Source organism: Streptomyces sp. NPDC041814 (assembly GCF_055590565.1).
In genome coordinates this window covers 819,581-835,161 of record NZ_JBVJAM010000002.1, presented here as the reverse complement: position 1 = coordinate 835,161, position 15,581 = coordinate 819,581, and the positions used below count along the sequence as shown (strand labels likewise).

Here is a 15,581-nt window from a genome sequence, read left to right as displayed (position 1 = left end):
TGAGGTGGGCCGGACCATCGTGGAGCGGAGTGAGCCCATGGGCGCAGCCCTCCCCTTTGAGGACACCACCCACTTCGGTAACGCCGACCAAGGGTTTGTCGGCGCTCTCGTCCCAGGCGTCGTGCAGGCCGCCGACGGTGGTCTGGGACAACGACGCCTACGCCTTCCTGCAGGGCGAGTGTCCCGACACCGCCCATCCCAGCCTGTGGCGGCAGGGTCAGCTCTGCGCCCGTCAGGGTCTGTACGAGGTGACCGCGGGCATTTTCCAGGTCCGCGGCCTGGACATCTCCAATATGACGCTCGTCGAGGGCGAACGCGGAGTCATCGTGATCGACCCGCTCATCTCCGCGGAGACCGCCGCCGCGTTCGCGCTCTACAAGGAGGCCCGCGGCGAACGTCCCGTGACCGGCGTGATCTACACCCACTCGCACGGCGACCACTTGGGCGGTGTCCGCGGCGTCCTCCCCCACGGCACCGAGGAAGGCGTCCCGATCCTCGGCCCTGAGGGCTTCTGGAGCACGCGGTCAGCGAGAACGTGTATGCGGGCGGGGCGAGGGGCCGCCGCGCCGGGTACATGTACGGCGTCATGCTGCCGAAGTCGCCCGAGGGGATCGGAGACTTGCCCGGTCAGAGCTGGCCGGCCGTCCTGTACACGGAGACGTGGGAGCGCGACTCTGCGGTAAATTCCGCTCCCGTCCAGTCTGCGTGCCTGGACTCCAGCGTCATTCCGGCCAGCTCGGCCATCAGGTCAAGTTCAGCCGGCCAGATGTATCGGTGTGGGCTGCGAAACAGGCTGGCCTCACGGCCACTGTCGGCGTCGAACCCGAAGTGGTGCGAGACGACCTGCTGGCGCAGAACATCGTAGGTGTCGAGCCCGATATAGCCCGGCGCCGACCCGAAGACCACGCCCTGCTGGCCTGGCGGCAACTTGCGAAGCTCGGGAACCCACAGCTCGATGACGAACCGACCACCCGGCGCGAGGTGGCGTGCGGCGTTCCGGAAACAGGCAACCTGCTCAGCCTGCGTGAGCAGGACCGAGATGCCGTTGTAGACGAGGTAGACGAGCTGGAACTCGCCCGGGACTCGGGCAGCGGCCATGTCGCCGACGACGACCGGAATGGCCGCCTCGTCCGCTTGGGTACGGAGCTGATCGACCATCGGCTTCGACAGTTCGATGCCACTGACCGGGACGCCGCGTTCCGCGAGCGGCAGTGCCACCCGTCCGGTCCCGATGGCGAACTCCAGCGCCCGCCCGCCCCCCGCGAGCTCCGCCAGGCGGTCCACCGTTGGCCCCAGCACCTCCGGTGCGAACATGCCAGTCCCAGGTGTGTCATAGCTCTGAGCGGCCCGGTCATCCCAAATCTCACTTTGAAGCATGAGCAGCGATGATTGACCACTGTCCGAAGAACGTCAACGTACTTTCCCCACAGCCGAGATGAGGGCGCGCCACCGCGGGCTCCTACTCGGCCCAACGATGGCACCCCGAGTAGCACCGGCGCGGCTCTAGGTTCCGGCCAGACCCATGACGTGACGTGCCCGTCGCCCACGCTGGCGGACACCTCGGCGCGGACTCAAGCAGTCACGGTGAGCACGACTCGATACGCGTCCTGGTACTCCAGCCGTAGATCGTGATCTTCATGGCTGAGTGCCTCTTGCCGACGGTAGTGGCAGTCGCGGGCGCCGGCTGGGCGCCGTCGTCGCCGGTGCGACCAGCGAAACAGGCGATGCGCGAGGTCATGGACTGGGCTGATCAGCGTTGCGAACAGGTGCTGGATCTCATTGCCGGTCAAGGGCATCAGGCCGCCGGGGGCGGGTCGGTCGCGACGTTCGGTGGCTGCCGTGACGGCGAGGAAGGCGTGGGCGAGCATGGCGAGGGTGACCCACCGGTGCCAGGAGGTCCAGCGGCGGACCTGGTGCTCGTCCAGGCCGGTCAGGCCCTTGATCGCCTGGAATGTCTCTTCCACCGTCCAGCGCTGTCCAGCCACCCGTAACAGGTCGGACAGCGGCACCAGCCGGGGTGAGAAGCAGCGGTAGAAGGCGAGTTCGCCGGTTCGGCGATTGCGGCGGTCCCGCAGCCACCAATGGCCGGCCCGACCGGCTGAGCCTTGGATGTCAGCCTGGGCCCAGCCGTAGTGCCGGTCGCCCTTCGCGCCCGCTCCGGCCGAGCGCCGCTGGCCGGGCTCGCTTGGGGATCCGCGCCGCCAGGACCCTCGCCTGGAACTTCCCGGAGTGGGTGAGGACGGGGTGAGTGCTGGACACGGCCAGGACGTAGCCGGTCTGGCGGTGTTCCAGAGCGATCCGCAGGCGCGGGTTGTCGCCGTAGACCTCGTCTCCCGCTACCCAGCGCGCGGGTGTTCCCGCGTCCAAGGCCCGGATGACCATCCGGGCGGCGAGTCGGGGCTTGGTGGCGAAGTCCAGATCGTCGGGGATGCCTGCGCTCCGGCAACGGTCCGGGTCATCGGTCCACGAGCACGGCACGTACGGGGCTCGGTCGATGGCAGCATGTCCGCGAGCGGCGGAGTACACGAGATAGACGGCGCCCTGGGCGTTCTCGGTACGGCCGGTCGTGCCGGTACTGGCGCTGGACGCAGACAGTCACCGTGCCCTTCTTCAGATCGCCCGTCTCGTCGACCACGAGCACCGCATCGGTGTCGATGAGACGGGCGACCACGTAGGCGCGTATGTCGTCCCGGATCGCGTCGGCGTCCCACTTCGCGCGGTGCAGCACATGCTGCATGCCGTCCGGGGTGGCGTCGCCCGCGTGTTCAGCCAGGTCCAGCAGTTCTTGCGCGGCAGGTCCGACAGCAGCCCGGAGACCAACCGCAGCACCCGGCGGCGGGGTTCAACCCGGGAGAACCGGCCCGCGATCCGGCCCCCAGACCCTCGAACGCCTCCTGCCCGTGGGCAGGCACTCCGCAGGCGTCCGCGGCCGCCGCATGATCATTGGTTGTCCACACAACACCTAATGATCAACGGCGGCCTCCTCTGCTCGGACGCCCCAACGGAACCAGTAGTCCAGCCCCTCGACCCGGTAGCGGGCGGGGATGGAGCCGTTGCTGCCGGATCGGACGCCGAAGTAGGGCAGGTGATGTCGGGATTACCGGGGGCCGCGCGCTACTCGGAAGTCCGTCGCAGGGGGCCCGGTCCGGTGAAGTCGTGAAAATCGCTGGATGCGACGTCTGTCCGACCTCTACTTTCGCACGGTGAGCCACTATGCGATGTCAGCCGAGGATGCACTCGCACTTTTGGAGCGGCTCCACGCCCACGGCGTGGATGCGTGTGTGGGTGGGGGGTGGAGCGTGGATGCACTGCTCGGGAAGCAGACGAGAGATCATTCCGACCTCGATCTATGGGTGCCGGCCGCACATCTTGACCCGCTGTTCGTTGCGTTCGGGGAGGCCGGCGTCGACCGGATCTTCCCGTGGCCTGGTGACAGGCCGTGGAACTTCGTTCTGCACGACGGCGTAGGGTTGCGGGTCGACTTGCACCTCTACGAGTCTCTTGCGGATGGATCGCTGCACTACGGATCCGTGGTGGATGGCGCTGCCTTTCCGGCCGAGGCACTCGCCGGACACGGTTCCATCGCCGGGACCGCAGTGCGTTGCGAGTCGGCCGAGTGGGCGGTGCGCTGCCATACGGGATACGCGGCTCGTGATGTCGATCGCCACGATGTCCCGTTGCTGTGCCGGAAGTTCGGGATCCCGCTGCCTGAGGGTTTCGGTCCCTGAGTCCCCCAGACCATTTCATTGGGATCGCCTGGCTGACCAAATGAAGATGGCGGCGAGGTAGGAGGTGGCGTTTTGTCGTAGCGGGTGGATGACTGCTCGGTTTCCGCGCCGGCGCAGGTGGCGGCGGATCGCCCGCGAGGATTAGGACTTGTCGGCCAGGGCCACGTCTGGGTGATTCTGCGCCGGCCGACCGGTCTGGGCACTCGTACCCGGTTCATGTCCTGCTCGAACGCCGGTGCGTCACCTGCCTGGCCCGGCGTGAGGACGAAGGCGAGGGGCCGGCGGCGGCTGTCGGCCGCGAGGTGCATCTTCGGGGTCAGTCCGCCGCGGTACCCCACCGAGGGCATGGTCGTGCGGCTCGCCGACCGGAGCCCCTTGTGAAGAACAGCCTCGGCAAGGACCCGGACCGGGCCGTGAAACGGGCCGCGGAGCTCGCCGCGATCGACAAGGACTGGGACTGCCCCTGGCCGCTGGACCGGCACCGCCACTACCGCATCCTCGCCGACCTCCTCGACGCCGACGGCCCACCTGCTCCACATCGAGCCCGGCGTCACCTTCGAGGGCCACGACATCGGCACTTGGCGCCGGCGGCAACACGAGCCCGGCACCTGGGCCAGCCCCTGCCCGAACAGCGCAAACGGCTCGCCAGGCTCGGCATCCAGGGTGCCGTGGCCCCGTCTCCCGCCCCGGCGGTACCCCGTACGACGAAGAACCCGAGCCCAAGCACAGCAGGCGCTCCAGCGCGGGCTGACGGCCCTCACCCAGTGGATCGAGCAATACGGCTCTGACCGGCCCGTCCCGCGGGGCGCGGTCGTAGACGTCCTCGTCGACGGGGGAAGGGAGCCGGTGCCCCTGAAGCTCGGGGTGTGGCTTTTCCACACCAAGGCGAGACGGAACAAGCCCACCGCGCATCAGCGCGCCGCCCTCGCTACGCCGGGGATGACGTGGCCGGCCCAGCCCCGATGTACGAGGCCGCTCCGCAGTCGCCCGCCGCGTCGCCAGCGGCCCCGGCGAAGCGGGCGGTGCGCGATCATGACGAGGGGTGCGAGGAGGAGCAGTTCGAGGTGGCGAACTGCTCTGCTGGTCCATCAAGCGGTTCGGGCCACCCTCCGAGCGGGAGGGCTGCGGGGACGACTTCAGACCACTCCCCCACCGCCATAGTCAATGAACGTCCCGCCTGGATCGCTGGTCCGCTCCGGTCGGCGTTGACCGGCGCTGTTCGCGCCCGTCTATGTCAGCTGTTGATGTAAAGGACCTCGGCGGCCTTGACAAAAAACCGCCTCGCACTCTCGGGATCAGGGGCAAGGAGGCCCATGCAGGCGACCCTATGTGCGCCCATGCAGACTGTGAGCGGCTCGCGCTGCCGCGTAGTCTCGTTCTCTCCACGCGGGAGCAAGAGACGGGGGCGCACTCGATGGCGAAGCCGGTACATGCTGCACTGGGGGAGACATGGCTCAAGTGCCAGGTCTGCCAGAGCGACGTGTTTCGAGAGCGGGGTGTCTTGCTCAACAGCACCGGGATGGAGTTCATGAAGTTGGCCTGGGCCGACGAGAACGCCACGGGGCTGATCTGCTGGCGGTGCGGCTACGTGCACCTCTTCGCCAACAAGGACATCAAGCTCTATCGGGCGGATAAGTGATGAACGCTTATTTTTTGGAGTCGCTTCGTCCGGCTTCCACTCTCACCTCCACCCACCACTCGCGAACGCCCCCCTGCCATGCCGGATTCTGAGCGCCGCCGCCGGAGGCATCGTCTTGAAGCCGCGAGCTTGGTTCTCGTCTTATGCGCCACGGGCCTACAACGCGCCCGCGGAGCGGAGCGCAGCTGGGTGCCTTGATGAGGTAAAGATTGTGCAACGGCTCTCGGTGGCCGGAATCGGCGTCTTGGCACCTCTGCGGGAGCGTGGTGCGGTGGGCTGCCGAACCGACCGAGGAGGAGGGTGGGTAGCCGTACTGCAAGAGGACTTGTTGAACGCGACACCAGCGCCGCTTCATCAACCACCCTGACCGGAAGGTCAGGCCACTGCCCACGGCTCAGCACGCCAGCCTGGCAGTTCTGTGTCCAGCCATTCCTCGACGGTCCGCCGCCAAGGGTCGGTGGAATCGCTCTCGGCGACATCGGCCCAGGTGTCAGCCGCCAGGTCGGGGTCGACGACGAGCATGTCGAGGTAGTCGTCGAAGCCGTTCGCGACTTTGGTGAAGACGCCCGTCGACAGGTATCCGAGGTGAGGGATGCCGGCGACGAAGGCGTGGAGCTGGCCATGAGTGGCGGGGTTCAGATCAAGGAATAGGGTGTCGCTGCCGCCGTTACGGGCGATGGGAAGAAGGCCGGTCGGCGAGCCCTCACCGGCTCGCCGCCCATCACGGCTACGGCGGTACTCACCGAGCAAGGTGCCCCAGCCGTACCCGCCTTCGTCGTCACGGCCGAGCCGATAGAGGTCGTCGAAGCTCTGGAACGGTTCCGGCTCACAAGCCGGCAGCCGGACCGAGTACGTCAGACTTCCTCCGCCCCCTGTTTCCAGGAAGGAGCGGTACGAGGTCGGCAGGGGCAGCCCGATCTCCCGTTCGAGATCTTCGAGCTCACCGGCCCCGAACAGCCTGAACGGCCCCACAACCAAGCGGCCCCGATACCAGCGCGACAACTCCTCAGGCATGGCCAGATTGTCGCATCCGTCGGCCTGCCTGGATCATCCGATCTCGTGTCGCTGGATGCCGAGCTGAGCGCGTTCATCGGCTCTGTCGCTGATCTTGTGACGCTCGGACGTCAGGCAAAAGCGGTGGACGCAGCCGGGATACTGCTTGTCATGGCCGTTACCCAGCAGCTTGCGCGAGTCTCTGCGGTCTATCTCGCCTCTTGTCGAACGCGTGCCGCGGAGTCATCCGATGGTGACCACCAGTGGGACCCGCCAGCGGCTGACAGCCTCGACCTGGACTGGGCTCCGGCCATGCTGACCCGCGTCTGCGAGATCGCCGGAGTCGACGACTCCCGCCTCGCCGCTCTCAGGCGGGCCACTGACGGCGGCGGGGTGCTGGATGTTGGGTTCCTCAACGCTCACCCTCATGCCATCGAATTCTTCGGCCCCACGCCGAATGGGCTTGAAGCGACAGAGGTTCAGCGAGTCTCCGATCTGCTTGGAGACATCGACTTCCGGGCTGCACTGGCGGCGCTGCCGTCCTACGACCACGTGCCTGGGTTGCTGATTGGCCACGGCGCCGAAAGCCTCACCCACGGGGGAGAAACCTATCTGAGGGTCCGAAAGCAGAGCAGGCACCGAGCACCCGCTGATCTTGAGTTCTACTCCGCAGGGAGCCGTCGCCGGCCCTCCGGTGTGAAGGTGAACGTCTGGCGGAAGGGCCCCGCTCCGAAGCGCACTGCAAGCAGGAGGGGTTCTTCGTGCGGAGGTGGCCATGATTGCTCGGCTCCCGGAGCACTCCCGTTCCAGAGGTGGAAGGACACCATCGGTTCGTCCGGGTTCTCAGTCAGGTAGCTGAGGGTCTTGCCGTAGTAGGGATTGTTGCTGCCGAACAACATGGACGGGGTGCCGAACTCGTCGAGGATGTCCGTCCACGCACGATCCTCGCCTGCCCACTGGCGGACCGCACCCTGCAGGACTGAGTACTCGTCAGGGTCCAGTACGCGGTCCGGCTTGAGCCAGCCGCGGTGGTGCGCGAACTCGGCATACACCGAGGCAATCCCGTACTCGTAATAGCGCTCCGGGATCAGTTCGCGGAACACGCCCGCGACGCCAGTGCTGGCCCAGGCACCACGCTCTTCCCAGACCCGCTGCTGCTCGGCCAAAGCCTCGGGCTGGCACTCCACGAACAGCAAGTGATCCATCAGCATGCGCAAGGCCAGCTCCGACTCCTTCCCATACATTCCGGGACGTCGCAGGGCGAGATTCAACTGATCGATGAGATACGCACGTATCTCGTCGGAGGCTGCAAGCGATTTGGAAGTAGGCACCCCACAGTCTCCCGCAGATGCCGCCGGATCGCGGTCCTGGGCTGGCGCTCAGCCATTCTCCACCTGAGCCGGATCCAGATCCGTCACGCACTACCGGTTCTCCGCTGTGGCAACCGGCCTCTATCACGCAGCGACGCCCCCTTCGAGATGTCGGCTCCGTAGAGCTGGCGGGCGTCGGTGCATCCGTCGTGGCACATCAGGTCCCGGACCGCGTACTCGAACTCGCGGTGACCCAGGGCGTCGAGCTGCGGCAGCGCGTAACGCAGCGCCTGCTGCTGCACCCGGTTCCAGGCCTGCCGCTGGCAGCGCTGGCTGACGAACCGGGTCTCGGCCACGACAGCAACAGCCCCGAGCATGGCCATGGCCCACACGTGGGTAACGAGCCAGACGACGGCGAACCCCACCGCGGCGATGCCCAGGGCTCCGACCTCAAGAATGAGGACCTGGCGGTCGCGCTGTCGTTGGCGGCGGGAGCCCACGTAGCGGCGGTGCGGAGTTGTTCTGCGTGTGGGCCGCCGTGACGCGAGGTGGCGGCGGCGCGGGTGGCGGGTGGCGGGTGGGCATCGGATGGGCTCCGGGGGTCAGTGGGCGGAACCGGGGGGCAGTTGACCCAGGGATTGAGGATCCCCCTCGCCCACCGGGGCGGAGCGAGCACCATGCCCAGGGCGAGCACGATGACGACGGTCAGCTTCTCGTCGTTGCGATGTGGGCCTCGGTACGGCGACGGAGCCGGAGAAAGACGATCACAGCGAGCAAAACTCCCACCTTGATCTCAGCATCACGGCCGCAGCCCTCCCCCACATCCCCCACCTGGTCCCTAGGCACCCTGTCTACCGACGCGCACCCCTCCATACCACTCGGTCACGCGTTTGGCGCGATGTAATGGCTTGGCTCGATCGAGGAACCGGTCACCGCTGGCGTTTCGCTCGCCAGTTGCGGAGTGCACTGCGAGGTACCGCAATGCGTACGGGCTACGTTCGTCTCGCAGCTCACGGTCAGGGCAGGCCCACCAGTCCCCAACCGCGGCGCGCAGCCTCAGTAGTCACGGCGCCCCATTCATGCAGGAGCGTGGTGAAGTCGTTGAAGGTGCTTGGGCGGCCTGCCCAGCCCTCGCACTCCGCGGCGAACGGTTCGCGCAGCACCTCCAGGCGGGGCTGCACCTGCGTCCAGGCGCGGGCCTTGCCAGGCATTGCCTCGGGCGGGCACGCCAGTAGGACGTTTGGGTGCCGGCGGTCGGTGGCCGCCGGGAAGAACCCTCCGCCGCCGGTCAGTGCAGGATCGTCGGCGGGGTTCGCATTCCAGATCAGATCGATGAGAAAGGTGTCCATCGCATCGCGCACGAACGCGTCGGCGAGAGGCCGCATGTCGTCCCAGGCGTCGCCCGCGTGGGAGTGCGGGCGATAGGCGCCGGTGGTCGTGTTGAAGTCGTACTCGGCGCACCATGCGGTCTCCCGGTCTGGAAGCCACGCCCAGCCGCCGTTCCGACTGCCGCCGGGGTACTCGCAGTCAGGCTCCAGAGGCGGGTAGGCGGCGTCCTCCAGTGCCTCGGTCCGCTTCTCGACGGGTATGGCACTCAGATACTTCCAGTCCGCCATGAACAGCATGAGATCCAAGCCCATGGCGGCAGCATAAGCGGGCTGCGGAAGGCACCCGGGCCGGCCACCCCTCTTGCCGCGCTTCGATGGCGTCCCGTGCGGGGCGCCGTGTGCCGGCCGAACACCCCTCGTTCTCGCACGCCCTACTGCCAGGCGGTCTATCCTGCTCGGCCGCCGCCGAGCGTGCTCAGCCACATGCAGCCTGCCCTGTACTGGGCGTATGCGCACTCCGCATCAGGTATGTGTGGACGTCGACGGTCATATCGACCGGCAGGCGGTCGAAGGGGACCGGGCGGGCTGTTTGGCCGGCTGCCGGGCCGATTCCCCGGCGGCGATGCCGCGGGATATCTCCTCGCGCTCGCTGCCGCTCTGGCCGCGTCCGCGGGTGGGACGGACGCCGCCGCTCTGGGCAGGAAGCGACGGGCGTGCTGCATCGGCGCCCCGAGCGCCCGCCCGATCAAGCTGAACGACTGCCCCTCATGCCAGCGTCTCCCCATCTCGTCCTGCTGAGCCGGGGGAAGCCCCCATCACGCACCGGCGCCTCCACGATCACGTGATCATCCGTGGGTGGTGCGTTGATCACTTGAGCGTGCCACCGTTTGAGGGCAGGCGCAGTTCGGTGGACATCGACGCCCGGCTCAGTTCGAGCGCAGGCAGAAGGGGTGTCCGGCCGGGCTGGCGTAGACGCGGTTGCCGGTGCTGGTTTCCGCAGTGACTTCATCGGTGGGTCGCAGGCGCGTGGCGCCCGCGGCGGTGGCGGTGCGGTCGGCGGTTGCGAGGTCGTCGACGCCGAAGTCCATATGCATCTGCTGGAAGGTGCCATCCGGCCAGTTCGGTGCGGTGCGCCCAGGGGCGGACTGAACGACGATCACCGGAAGGCCGGGGGCCTGGATGAAGTGGTGGGTCGGTGTGGGGGTGAGGGAGCCGCCGAGCAGCCGGTGCCAGAAGGAGCTTTCCTTCTCGATGTCGGCGGCATCGATGATCACGGAGGTCAGAGTAATGGGCATTGGAGTGTCCTGTTCGTACTGTCGGGGGGTTCAGACGGTCGGGATGATGCCGCCGTCGACGCGGAACTGTGCTCCAGTGAGCCATTTCGCGCGGGGCGAGGCGAGGAAGGCGATCATCTCGGCGACATCCTCGGGATCTCCGGGGCGGCCCATGGGGACCTTGAGGTGGTCCACGATCTGCTGCGTTACTTCCTCAGTGGTCACGCCCTGCACCTCGGCCGTGTGGCGGAGGTGCGCGGTGGCGCCGTCGGTGACGACGAAGCCGGGAAGGACGCAGACCACACGCACCCCGTGCTCGCCGACCTCGGTGGCCAGTTCGCGGCTGTAGGTGTTGAGCGCGGCCTTGGCGGCGGCGTAGGACGCCTCGGTGCGCTGGGGCAGTTGGCCGGCGATCGAGGAGACGTGCACGACGACGCCGGAGCCCCGCTCGACCATTCCCGGCACCAGGACCCGGTCCAAGCGCACCGCGCTGAGGAGGTTCATCTCCAGGTCCGCCTGCCAGGAGGCGTCCGACCGGCTCAGGGTCGGTGCCGGGGCGCTCGCGGCGCCCGCGTTGTTCACGAGCACGTCCACACCGCCCACCTGCTCGATGACCCGGCGGCCGAGGTCGGCCACTCCTTGCTGTGTGGAGAGGTCCGCTGCGAGGAAGGCGGCACCGCTGTCCTCGTCGGGCCGGCTGCGGGAAGCCGCCAGCACGGTCGCGCCCGCGGCGACGAAGCGGCGTACGGTTGCCGCGCCCAGGCCCCGGCTGCCGCCGGTGACCAGCACCCGCAGGCCGGCCAGACCCTCATCGGTGTTCGGCATGGGGCATCTCCTCCGTAAGATGAACCTGACTCCGGAAACGATACATGTAAACGGAACCAGGCTCACCTTATGGAGGCTCCTTTGTCGCCCGCACGCCCCCTGCGCGCCGACGCACGACGTAATCGCGAGGCACTCCTGTCCGCGGCCCGCGAGGCATTCCTCGGCGGCGACACCGACGCGCATGTAGAGGACATCGCTCGCAGGGCCGGCGTCGCCGTCGGAACTCTCTACCGCCACTTCGAGACCCGCGAAGCACTGATCGAGGAGGTCTACCGCCAAGAGGTCGATGACCTGTGCGCCGCCCCCGGCGCTCTGCTGAACCAGCACACCCCGGAGGAGGCGCTGCGGCGCTTCCTGCTGCTGCTCGTGGATCACGCGGCGGTGGGCAAGGGGATGTCCAGCGTGCTGGAGCGCATCATGGCAACGGACTCACCGGTTTTCGACGACGCACGCGCCCGTATGGCCGACGCACTCTCCCTGCTGCTCGAAGCCGGCGGCGCGGCCGGCACCCTCCGCAACGACGTCACAGGCGCCACCCTGCTCCGCGCCCTGGGCGGCATTTGCGGAATGCGTGCCACCGAAGGCTGGTTGATCGAGGCCCGGCAGATCACCGCCCTCCTCTTCGACGGTCTGCGGCGCACCACCCCCACGCAGTCGTCCTGAGTCGGGACCGCGCGCCGCGGCCCACCGACCCGGCCCTGCTCACTCCTGATCGTCGTCCCCGTCCGGCTCGGGCGAGTCGGGGTCACGCTGCGGTCGCTGGGCGCCGGCGGTGAAGCTGCAGCAGCCGAGCGGTTGCGGTGCTTGAGCGGGGACAGCCGGGCGATGTCCTTGTCGGGACCGATGATCGGGGTGTCGCCCCTGCGGGGCATGTCCTCCAGGACGGCGGCGATCCCGTCGGCGCGCTCTCGGGAGCCGGACGCCGACGGCAAACGGAGCTGGGACCGGTACGGATCATCCGTGTCGCGGCCCCCTGGACGACTGATGACTGGCGTCGGCTTCTACGAAAGGATGACCGCATGACGCAGACCGACAACCCGCTTCCTCGTCAAGTCGCCGACGCATACGTCAACGCCCTCATCGACCTCGACCCGATCACGGGTACGTTCCTCGGCGTGCCGGCGAGTTCCAGCCGCTTGCCCGACACTTCACCGGCCGGCGCGGACGCCCTCGCGGCCCTCGCGCGGGAGACCCTCGCGCGCCTCACCGAGGCCGAGCACTTGCCCGGTGCCGACAGCGGGACCGAACGTCGCTGCGCTCGCCTGCTGCGCGAACGCCTCACGGCGGAACTCGCGGTACACGGGGCCGGTGAGCACCTGCGCGCCGTGGGCAACATAGCGACGCCGCCCCATTTCGTCCGCGACGTCTTCACGGCCATGCCGACCCGGACCGAGGAGGACTGGGCCGCCGTCGTCGAGCGCCTGCGGGCCGTGCCCCGGGCGCTGGCCGGTTACCGCGAGTGCCTGGCCCTCGGACTCGAACGCGAGTTGTACGCGGCCCCGCGCCCCACCGCCGCCTTCGCCGACCAGCTCGATCAGTGGGCCGACTCCGACGGCCAAGGGCGAGGCTGGTTCGAAGACTTCACGACCGCCGGTCCCGACACGCTGCGCGGCGAGCTGGACGAGGCAGCCCGTGCCGCGACCGCCGCCGTCACCGGACTGCGCGACTGGATCCGCGAGGAATACGAACCCGCCGTCCAAGGCGCCCCGGACTCCGTCGGCCGCGAGCGCTACGCCCGCTGGGCCCGTTACTACAACGGCACCGACCTCGACCTCGACGAGGCATACGCCTACGGCTGGTCGGAGTTCCATCGTCTTCTCGCCGAGATGCGGACGGAGGCCGAACGCGTCCTCCCCGGCGCGGACACCCCCTGGACAGCGCTGGCCCGGTTGCGCGAGCACGGCCGGCACATCGAGGGCGAGGAGAAGGTCCGAGACTGGCTCCAGGGCCTGATGGACCAGGCGATCAGCGCCCTGGACGGCACCCATTTCGAACTCGCCGACCGGGTACGGCGTGTGGAGTCCCGTATCGCGCCGTCCGGAGGCGGCGGAGGCCCGTACTACACCCCGCCCTCGGAGGACTTCTCCCGCCCCGGCCGCACCTGGCTGCCGACCATGGGCGAGACCCGCTTCCCGGTGTACGACCTGGTCTCCACCTGGTATCACGAGGGCGTCCCGGGTCACCACCTCCAGCTCGCCCAGTGGATACACGTCTCAGGCGACCTCTCCCGCTACCAGGCGACCGTCGGCATGGTCAGTGCCAATATCGAGGGCTGGGCCCTCTACGCCGAGCGTCTGATGGACGAACTCGGATTTCTGAAGGACGCCGAGGAACGGCTCGGCTATCTGGATGCGCAGATGATGCGGGCCGTCCGGGTGATCGTTGATATCGGCATGCACCTGGAGCTGGACATCCCGGCCGACTCGCCGTTCCGTCCGGGTGAGCGGTGGACGCCCCACCTCGCCCTGGAATTCATCGGCGCGTACAGCAGTCGCCCGGCGGACTACGTGGAGAGCCAGCTCATCCGCTATCTGACGATGCCGGGACAGGCGATCGGCTACAAGCTCGGGGAACGGGCCTGGCTGCTCGGCCGGGAAAGGGCCAAGGAGCGCCGGGGCGATGCTTTCGACCTGAAAGCCTGGCACATGGCCGCCCTCTCTCAGGGCTCCCTGGGCCTGGACGACCTGCTCGACGAGCTTTCACAGCTCTGACGGACGGGCCCAAGGGCTGTCCCGAACGCGATGGGCCGGCCGAGGAGTCGAGGAACTACCGGAGCGCGGGCACGAAGTCCCCGCTGGACGTTACTCACACCGGTCCTCCTCGCCGACCTCTACGCCTTCTCCAGGGCGCCCGAGGACGCCGTCTCGGCACCCGGCCGGTCTCCGCCGGCGGCGAAGCGCACGTACGCACCCACCGGCTGAACCCGATCGTCCAGGAAACCTCGCAGCATGTCGTCGTCCACCGCCGCGTGCAGGCACTCGGGGGCTTCATCTTCGGCGGGCGGGGCCGAACCAGTCCAGGCACAGAACAGTGGCGTCGTCCCGCACGTCTCCCCCGCAGGCTTCGGTGACCGCGGCGACCATGGCGCGCACGGCTTCACGGGGATGGTCCCTGACGGTGTCGCGCAGGAGGGTGGACAGGTCGACGGTGTTCGCTTGGCGTTCCTGCATGCCGTCGGTGTAGAGGAGGATGCGGTCGCCGGGGCGCAGGTCGAGGTCCTGTACCTGATAGGTGCTCTGGGCCGAGACGCCGAAGGGGAGATTGATATGCAGCCGGATCTCCTCGACTGTGCCGTCGCGCAGTCGCAGCGGCCAGAGGTGGCCGGCGTTGACGAGCTGGGCGCTGGTGCCGTCCAGGGCGATGCGCAGGAGCTGGCCGGTGGCGAAGGTCCGGCGGCCGTGGTCGAGGAGCGCCTGGTGCGTCTGGCGGGCCTGTTCGGCCAGGTCCAGGCCCGCGCGGCGGGCGCCGCGGGAGGCATTGACGGCCAGGGTGGCCATGAGGGAAGCGTCGACGTCGTGACCCATCGCGTCAGTGATCGACAGGTGCAGAGTGTCCTCATCGAGGCTGTAGTCGTAGGTGTCCCCGGCGATGTCGGAGGCGGGGACCAGGGCACCGGCGAGAGTGAACTCGGGTGCCTCGCACGAGGGCGCCGAGGGCAGGAGCTGGCGCTGGATCTCCGCGGCCAGGGTGACCGAGGCGGTGCGGTTGCCCCAGTGGTAGAGATCGGTGAAGCGTCGATCGGTGACGATGACATACGCCAGCGCGTGTGCCACGTCCGCGACCTGCTCCAGCACGTCCTCGGTGGCGTCGGCGAGATAGAGCTCCAGCACACCGATGGCGTCTCCGCGGTTGGTGACCGGGGCGAGCACCCGCTGCCCTTGTCCGCCCTCCAGCACCACAACCGGCTTCTGGGTGCGCAGGACCTCGTCGTACATGCTGCCGGCCAGTATCACCTGGCCGGCGCCGTGCTCCCGTGATGCTGCGTTCTCCTCATGGACTCGCAGCAGTCGCCGGCCCACGACGTCGACGAACAGAAACGACACGTGCCGCGCCCCGAACCGCTCACGCAGAATGTGCGCCACAACATCGAGTGAGCGCACCGGCGCAGCCGCCTCGGCCGCAGCGAGCACCTCTGCCAGTCCGACCCGATCCCGCTCCACAACAGCCTCCCTAGCTTCTGGACCTTCCTTCCTTCCCTCTGTGGGCCCAGGCATGACCGCATGTCTCAATCTCACCAGCCTCAGCGGCGCGGACCGGACGGGGGCCGCCGGCCTCGCGCTCGGCACGGACCTGAGGCGAGGGCCCGACTGCGGCAGACCCGAGGGCCGCGCCAGCGGCATCCACGGAGTCCTCCGGTGCCGTCAAAACTCCCCCGGTCCGGCCAAGGCCGGCAGGGCCGCGACTCAGTCGGCGGCGGGCAGGATCAGGGGCGGATCGGTCATCAGGCTCTCCGTCGGTCGTTCCGCATCGGTCAGCTCGTGAAC

The 15,581-nt window shown here is 68.4% G+C and carries 11 protein-coding genes and 3 pseudogenes; 4 read left to right on the top strand and 10 right to left on the bottom strand.

The window, feature by feature from the left end; translation table 11 throughout:
• Positions 1-37: 37 nt before the first annotated feature.
• Positions 38-610 (top strand): annotated as a pseudogene (locus ACZ6C6_RS08985) (MBL fold metallo-hydrolase); the annotation flags it as partial.
• Between the two features lie 17 nt (positions 611-627).
• Here the strand turns inward: ACZ6C6_RS08985 and ACZ6C6_RS08980 are convergent.
• Positions 628-1,377 carry a class I SAM-dependent methyltransferase gene (locus tag ACZ6C6_RS08980; protein WP_469200584.1) on the bottom strand — a complete coding sequence of 250 codons (750 nt, stop codon included), beginning with the start codon at positions 1,375-1,377 and terminating at the stop codon, positions 628-630.
• Positions 1,378-1,646: 269 nt separating this feature from the next.
• Positions 1,647-2,919, bottom strand: a pseudogene (locus ACZ6C6_RS08975) (IS701 family transposase); the annotation flags it as partial.
• 251 nt (positions 2,920-3,170) lie between these two features.
• On the opposite strand from ACZ6C6_RS08975, the gene ACZ6C6_RS08970 reads away from it, so the two are divergent.
• Positions 3,171-3,728 carry a nucleotidyltransferase domain-containing protein gene (locus ACZ6C6_RS08970; protein ID WP_469200582.1) on the top strand — a complete coding sequence of 186 codons (558 nt, stop codon included), beginning with the start codon at positions 3,171-3,173 and terminating at the stop codon, positions 3,726-3,728.
• Positions 3,729-3,872: 144 nt separating this feature from the next.
• Here ACZ6C6_RS08970 and ACZ6C6_RS08965 read toward each other — a convergent pair.
• The 7 genes and pseudogenes from ACZ6C6_RS08965 to ACZ6C6_RS08935 all read right to left on the bottom strand — a co-directional run.
• Positions 3,873-4,088 (bottom strand): annotated as a pseudogene (locus tag ACZ6C6_RS08965) (IS5/IS1182 family transposase); the annotation flags it as partial.
• Positions 4,089-5,742: 1,654 nt separating this feature from the next.
• Positions 5,743-6,381, bottom strand: coding sequence for an SMI1/KNR4 family protein (locus ACZ6C6_RS08960; RefSeq protein ID WP_469200580.1), 639 nt, complete (start codon positions 6,379-6,381; stop codon positions 5,743-5,745).
• A 641-nt stretch (positions 6,382-7,022) separates the two neighbouring features.
• A complete protein-coding gene (locus ACZ6C6_RS08955; RefSeq protein WP_469200578.1) occupies positions 7,023-7,691 on the bottom strand; it encodes a hypothetical protein in 669 nt (222 codons plus the stop codon).
• Positions 7,692-7,774: 83 nt separating this feature from the next.
• Entirely contained in the window at positions 7,775-8,170 is a 396-nt protein-coding gene (locus ACZ6C6_RS08950) for a hypothetical protein (protein WP_469200576.1), read from the bottom strand.
• Between the two features lie 516 nt (positions 8,171-8,686).
• Positions 8,687-9,310, bottom strand: coding sequence for a hypothetical protein (locus tag ACZ6C6_RS08945; RefSeq protein ID WP_469200574.1), 624 nt, complete (start codon positions 9,308-9,310; stop codon positions 8,687-8,689).
• A 614-nt stretch (positions 9,311-9,924) separates the two neighbouring features.
• Positions 9,925-10,293, bottom strand: a complete 369-nt coding sequence (locus tag ACZ6C6_RS08940) for a VOC family protein (RefSeq protein WP_469200572.1) — start codon at positions 10,291-10,293, stop codon at positions 9,925-9,927.
• Between the two features lie 30 nt (positions 10,294-10,323).
• Positions 10,324-11,097, bottom strand: coding sequence for an oxidoreductase (locus ACZ6C6_RS08935; RefSeq protein WP_469200570.1), 774 nt, complete (start codon positions 11,095-11,097; stop codon positions 10,324-10,326).
• Positions 11,098-11,178: 81 nt separating this feature from the next.
• Here ACZ6C6_RS08935 and ACZ6C6_RS08930 point away from each other — a divergent pair, with 81 nt between their 5' ends.
• A complete protein-coding gene (locus tag ACZ6C6_RS08930) occupies positions 11,179-11,760 on the top strand; it encodes a TetR/AcrR family transcriptional regulator (RefSeq protein WP_469200569.1) in 582 nt (193 codons plus the stop codon).
• A 356-nt stretch (positions 11,761-12,116) separates the two neighbouring features.
• Positions 12,117-13,808 carry a DUF885 domain-containing protein gene (locus ACZ6C6_RS08925; protein ID WP_469200567.1) on the top strand — a complete coding sequence of 564 codons (1,692 nt, stop codon included), beginning with the start codon at positions 12,117-12,119 and terminating at the stop codon, positions 13,806-13,808.
• 276 nt (positions 13,809-14,084) lie between these two features.
• On the opposite strand, the gene ACZ6C6_RS08920 is transcribed toward ACZ6C6_RS08925, so the two are convergent.
• Entirely contained in the window at positions 14,085-15,257 is a 1,173-nt protein-coding gene (locus ACZ6C6_RS08920) for a PP2C family protein-serine/threonine phosphatase (protein WP_469200565.1), read from the bottom strand.
• Positions 15,258-15,581: the final 324 nt, after the last annotated feature.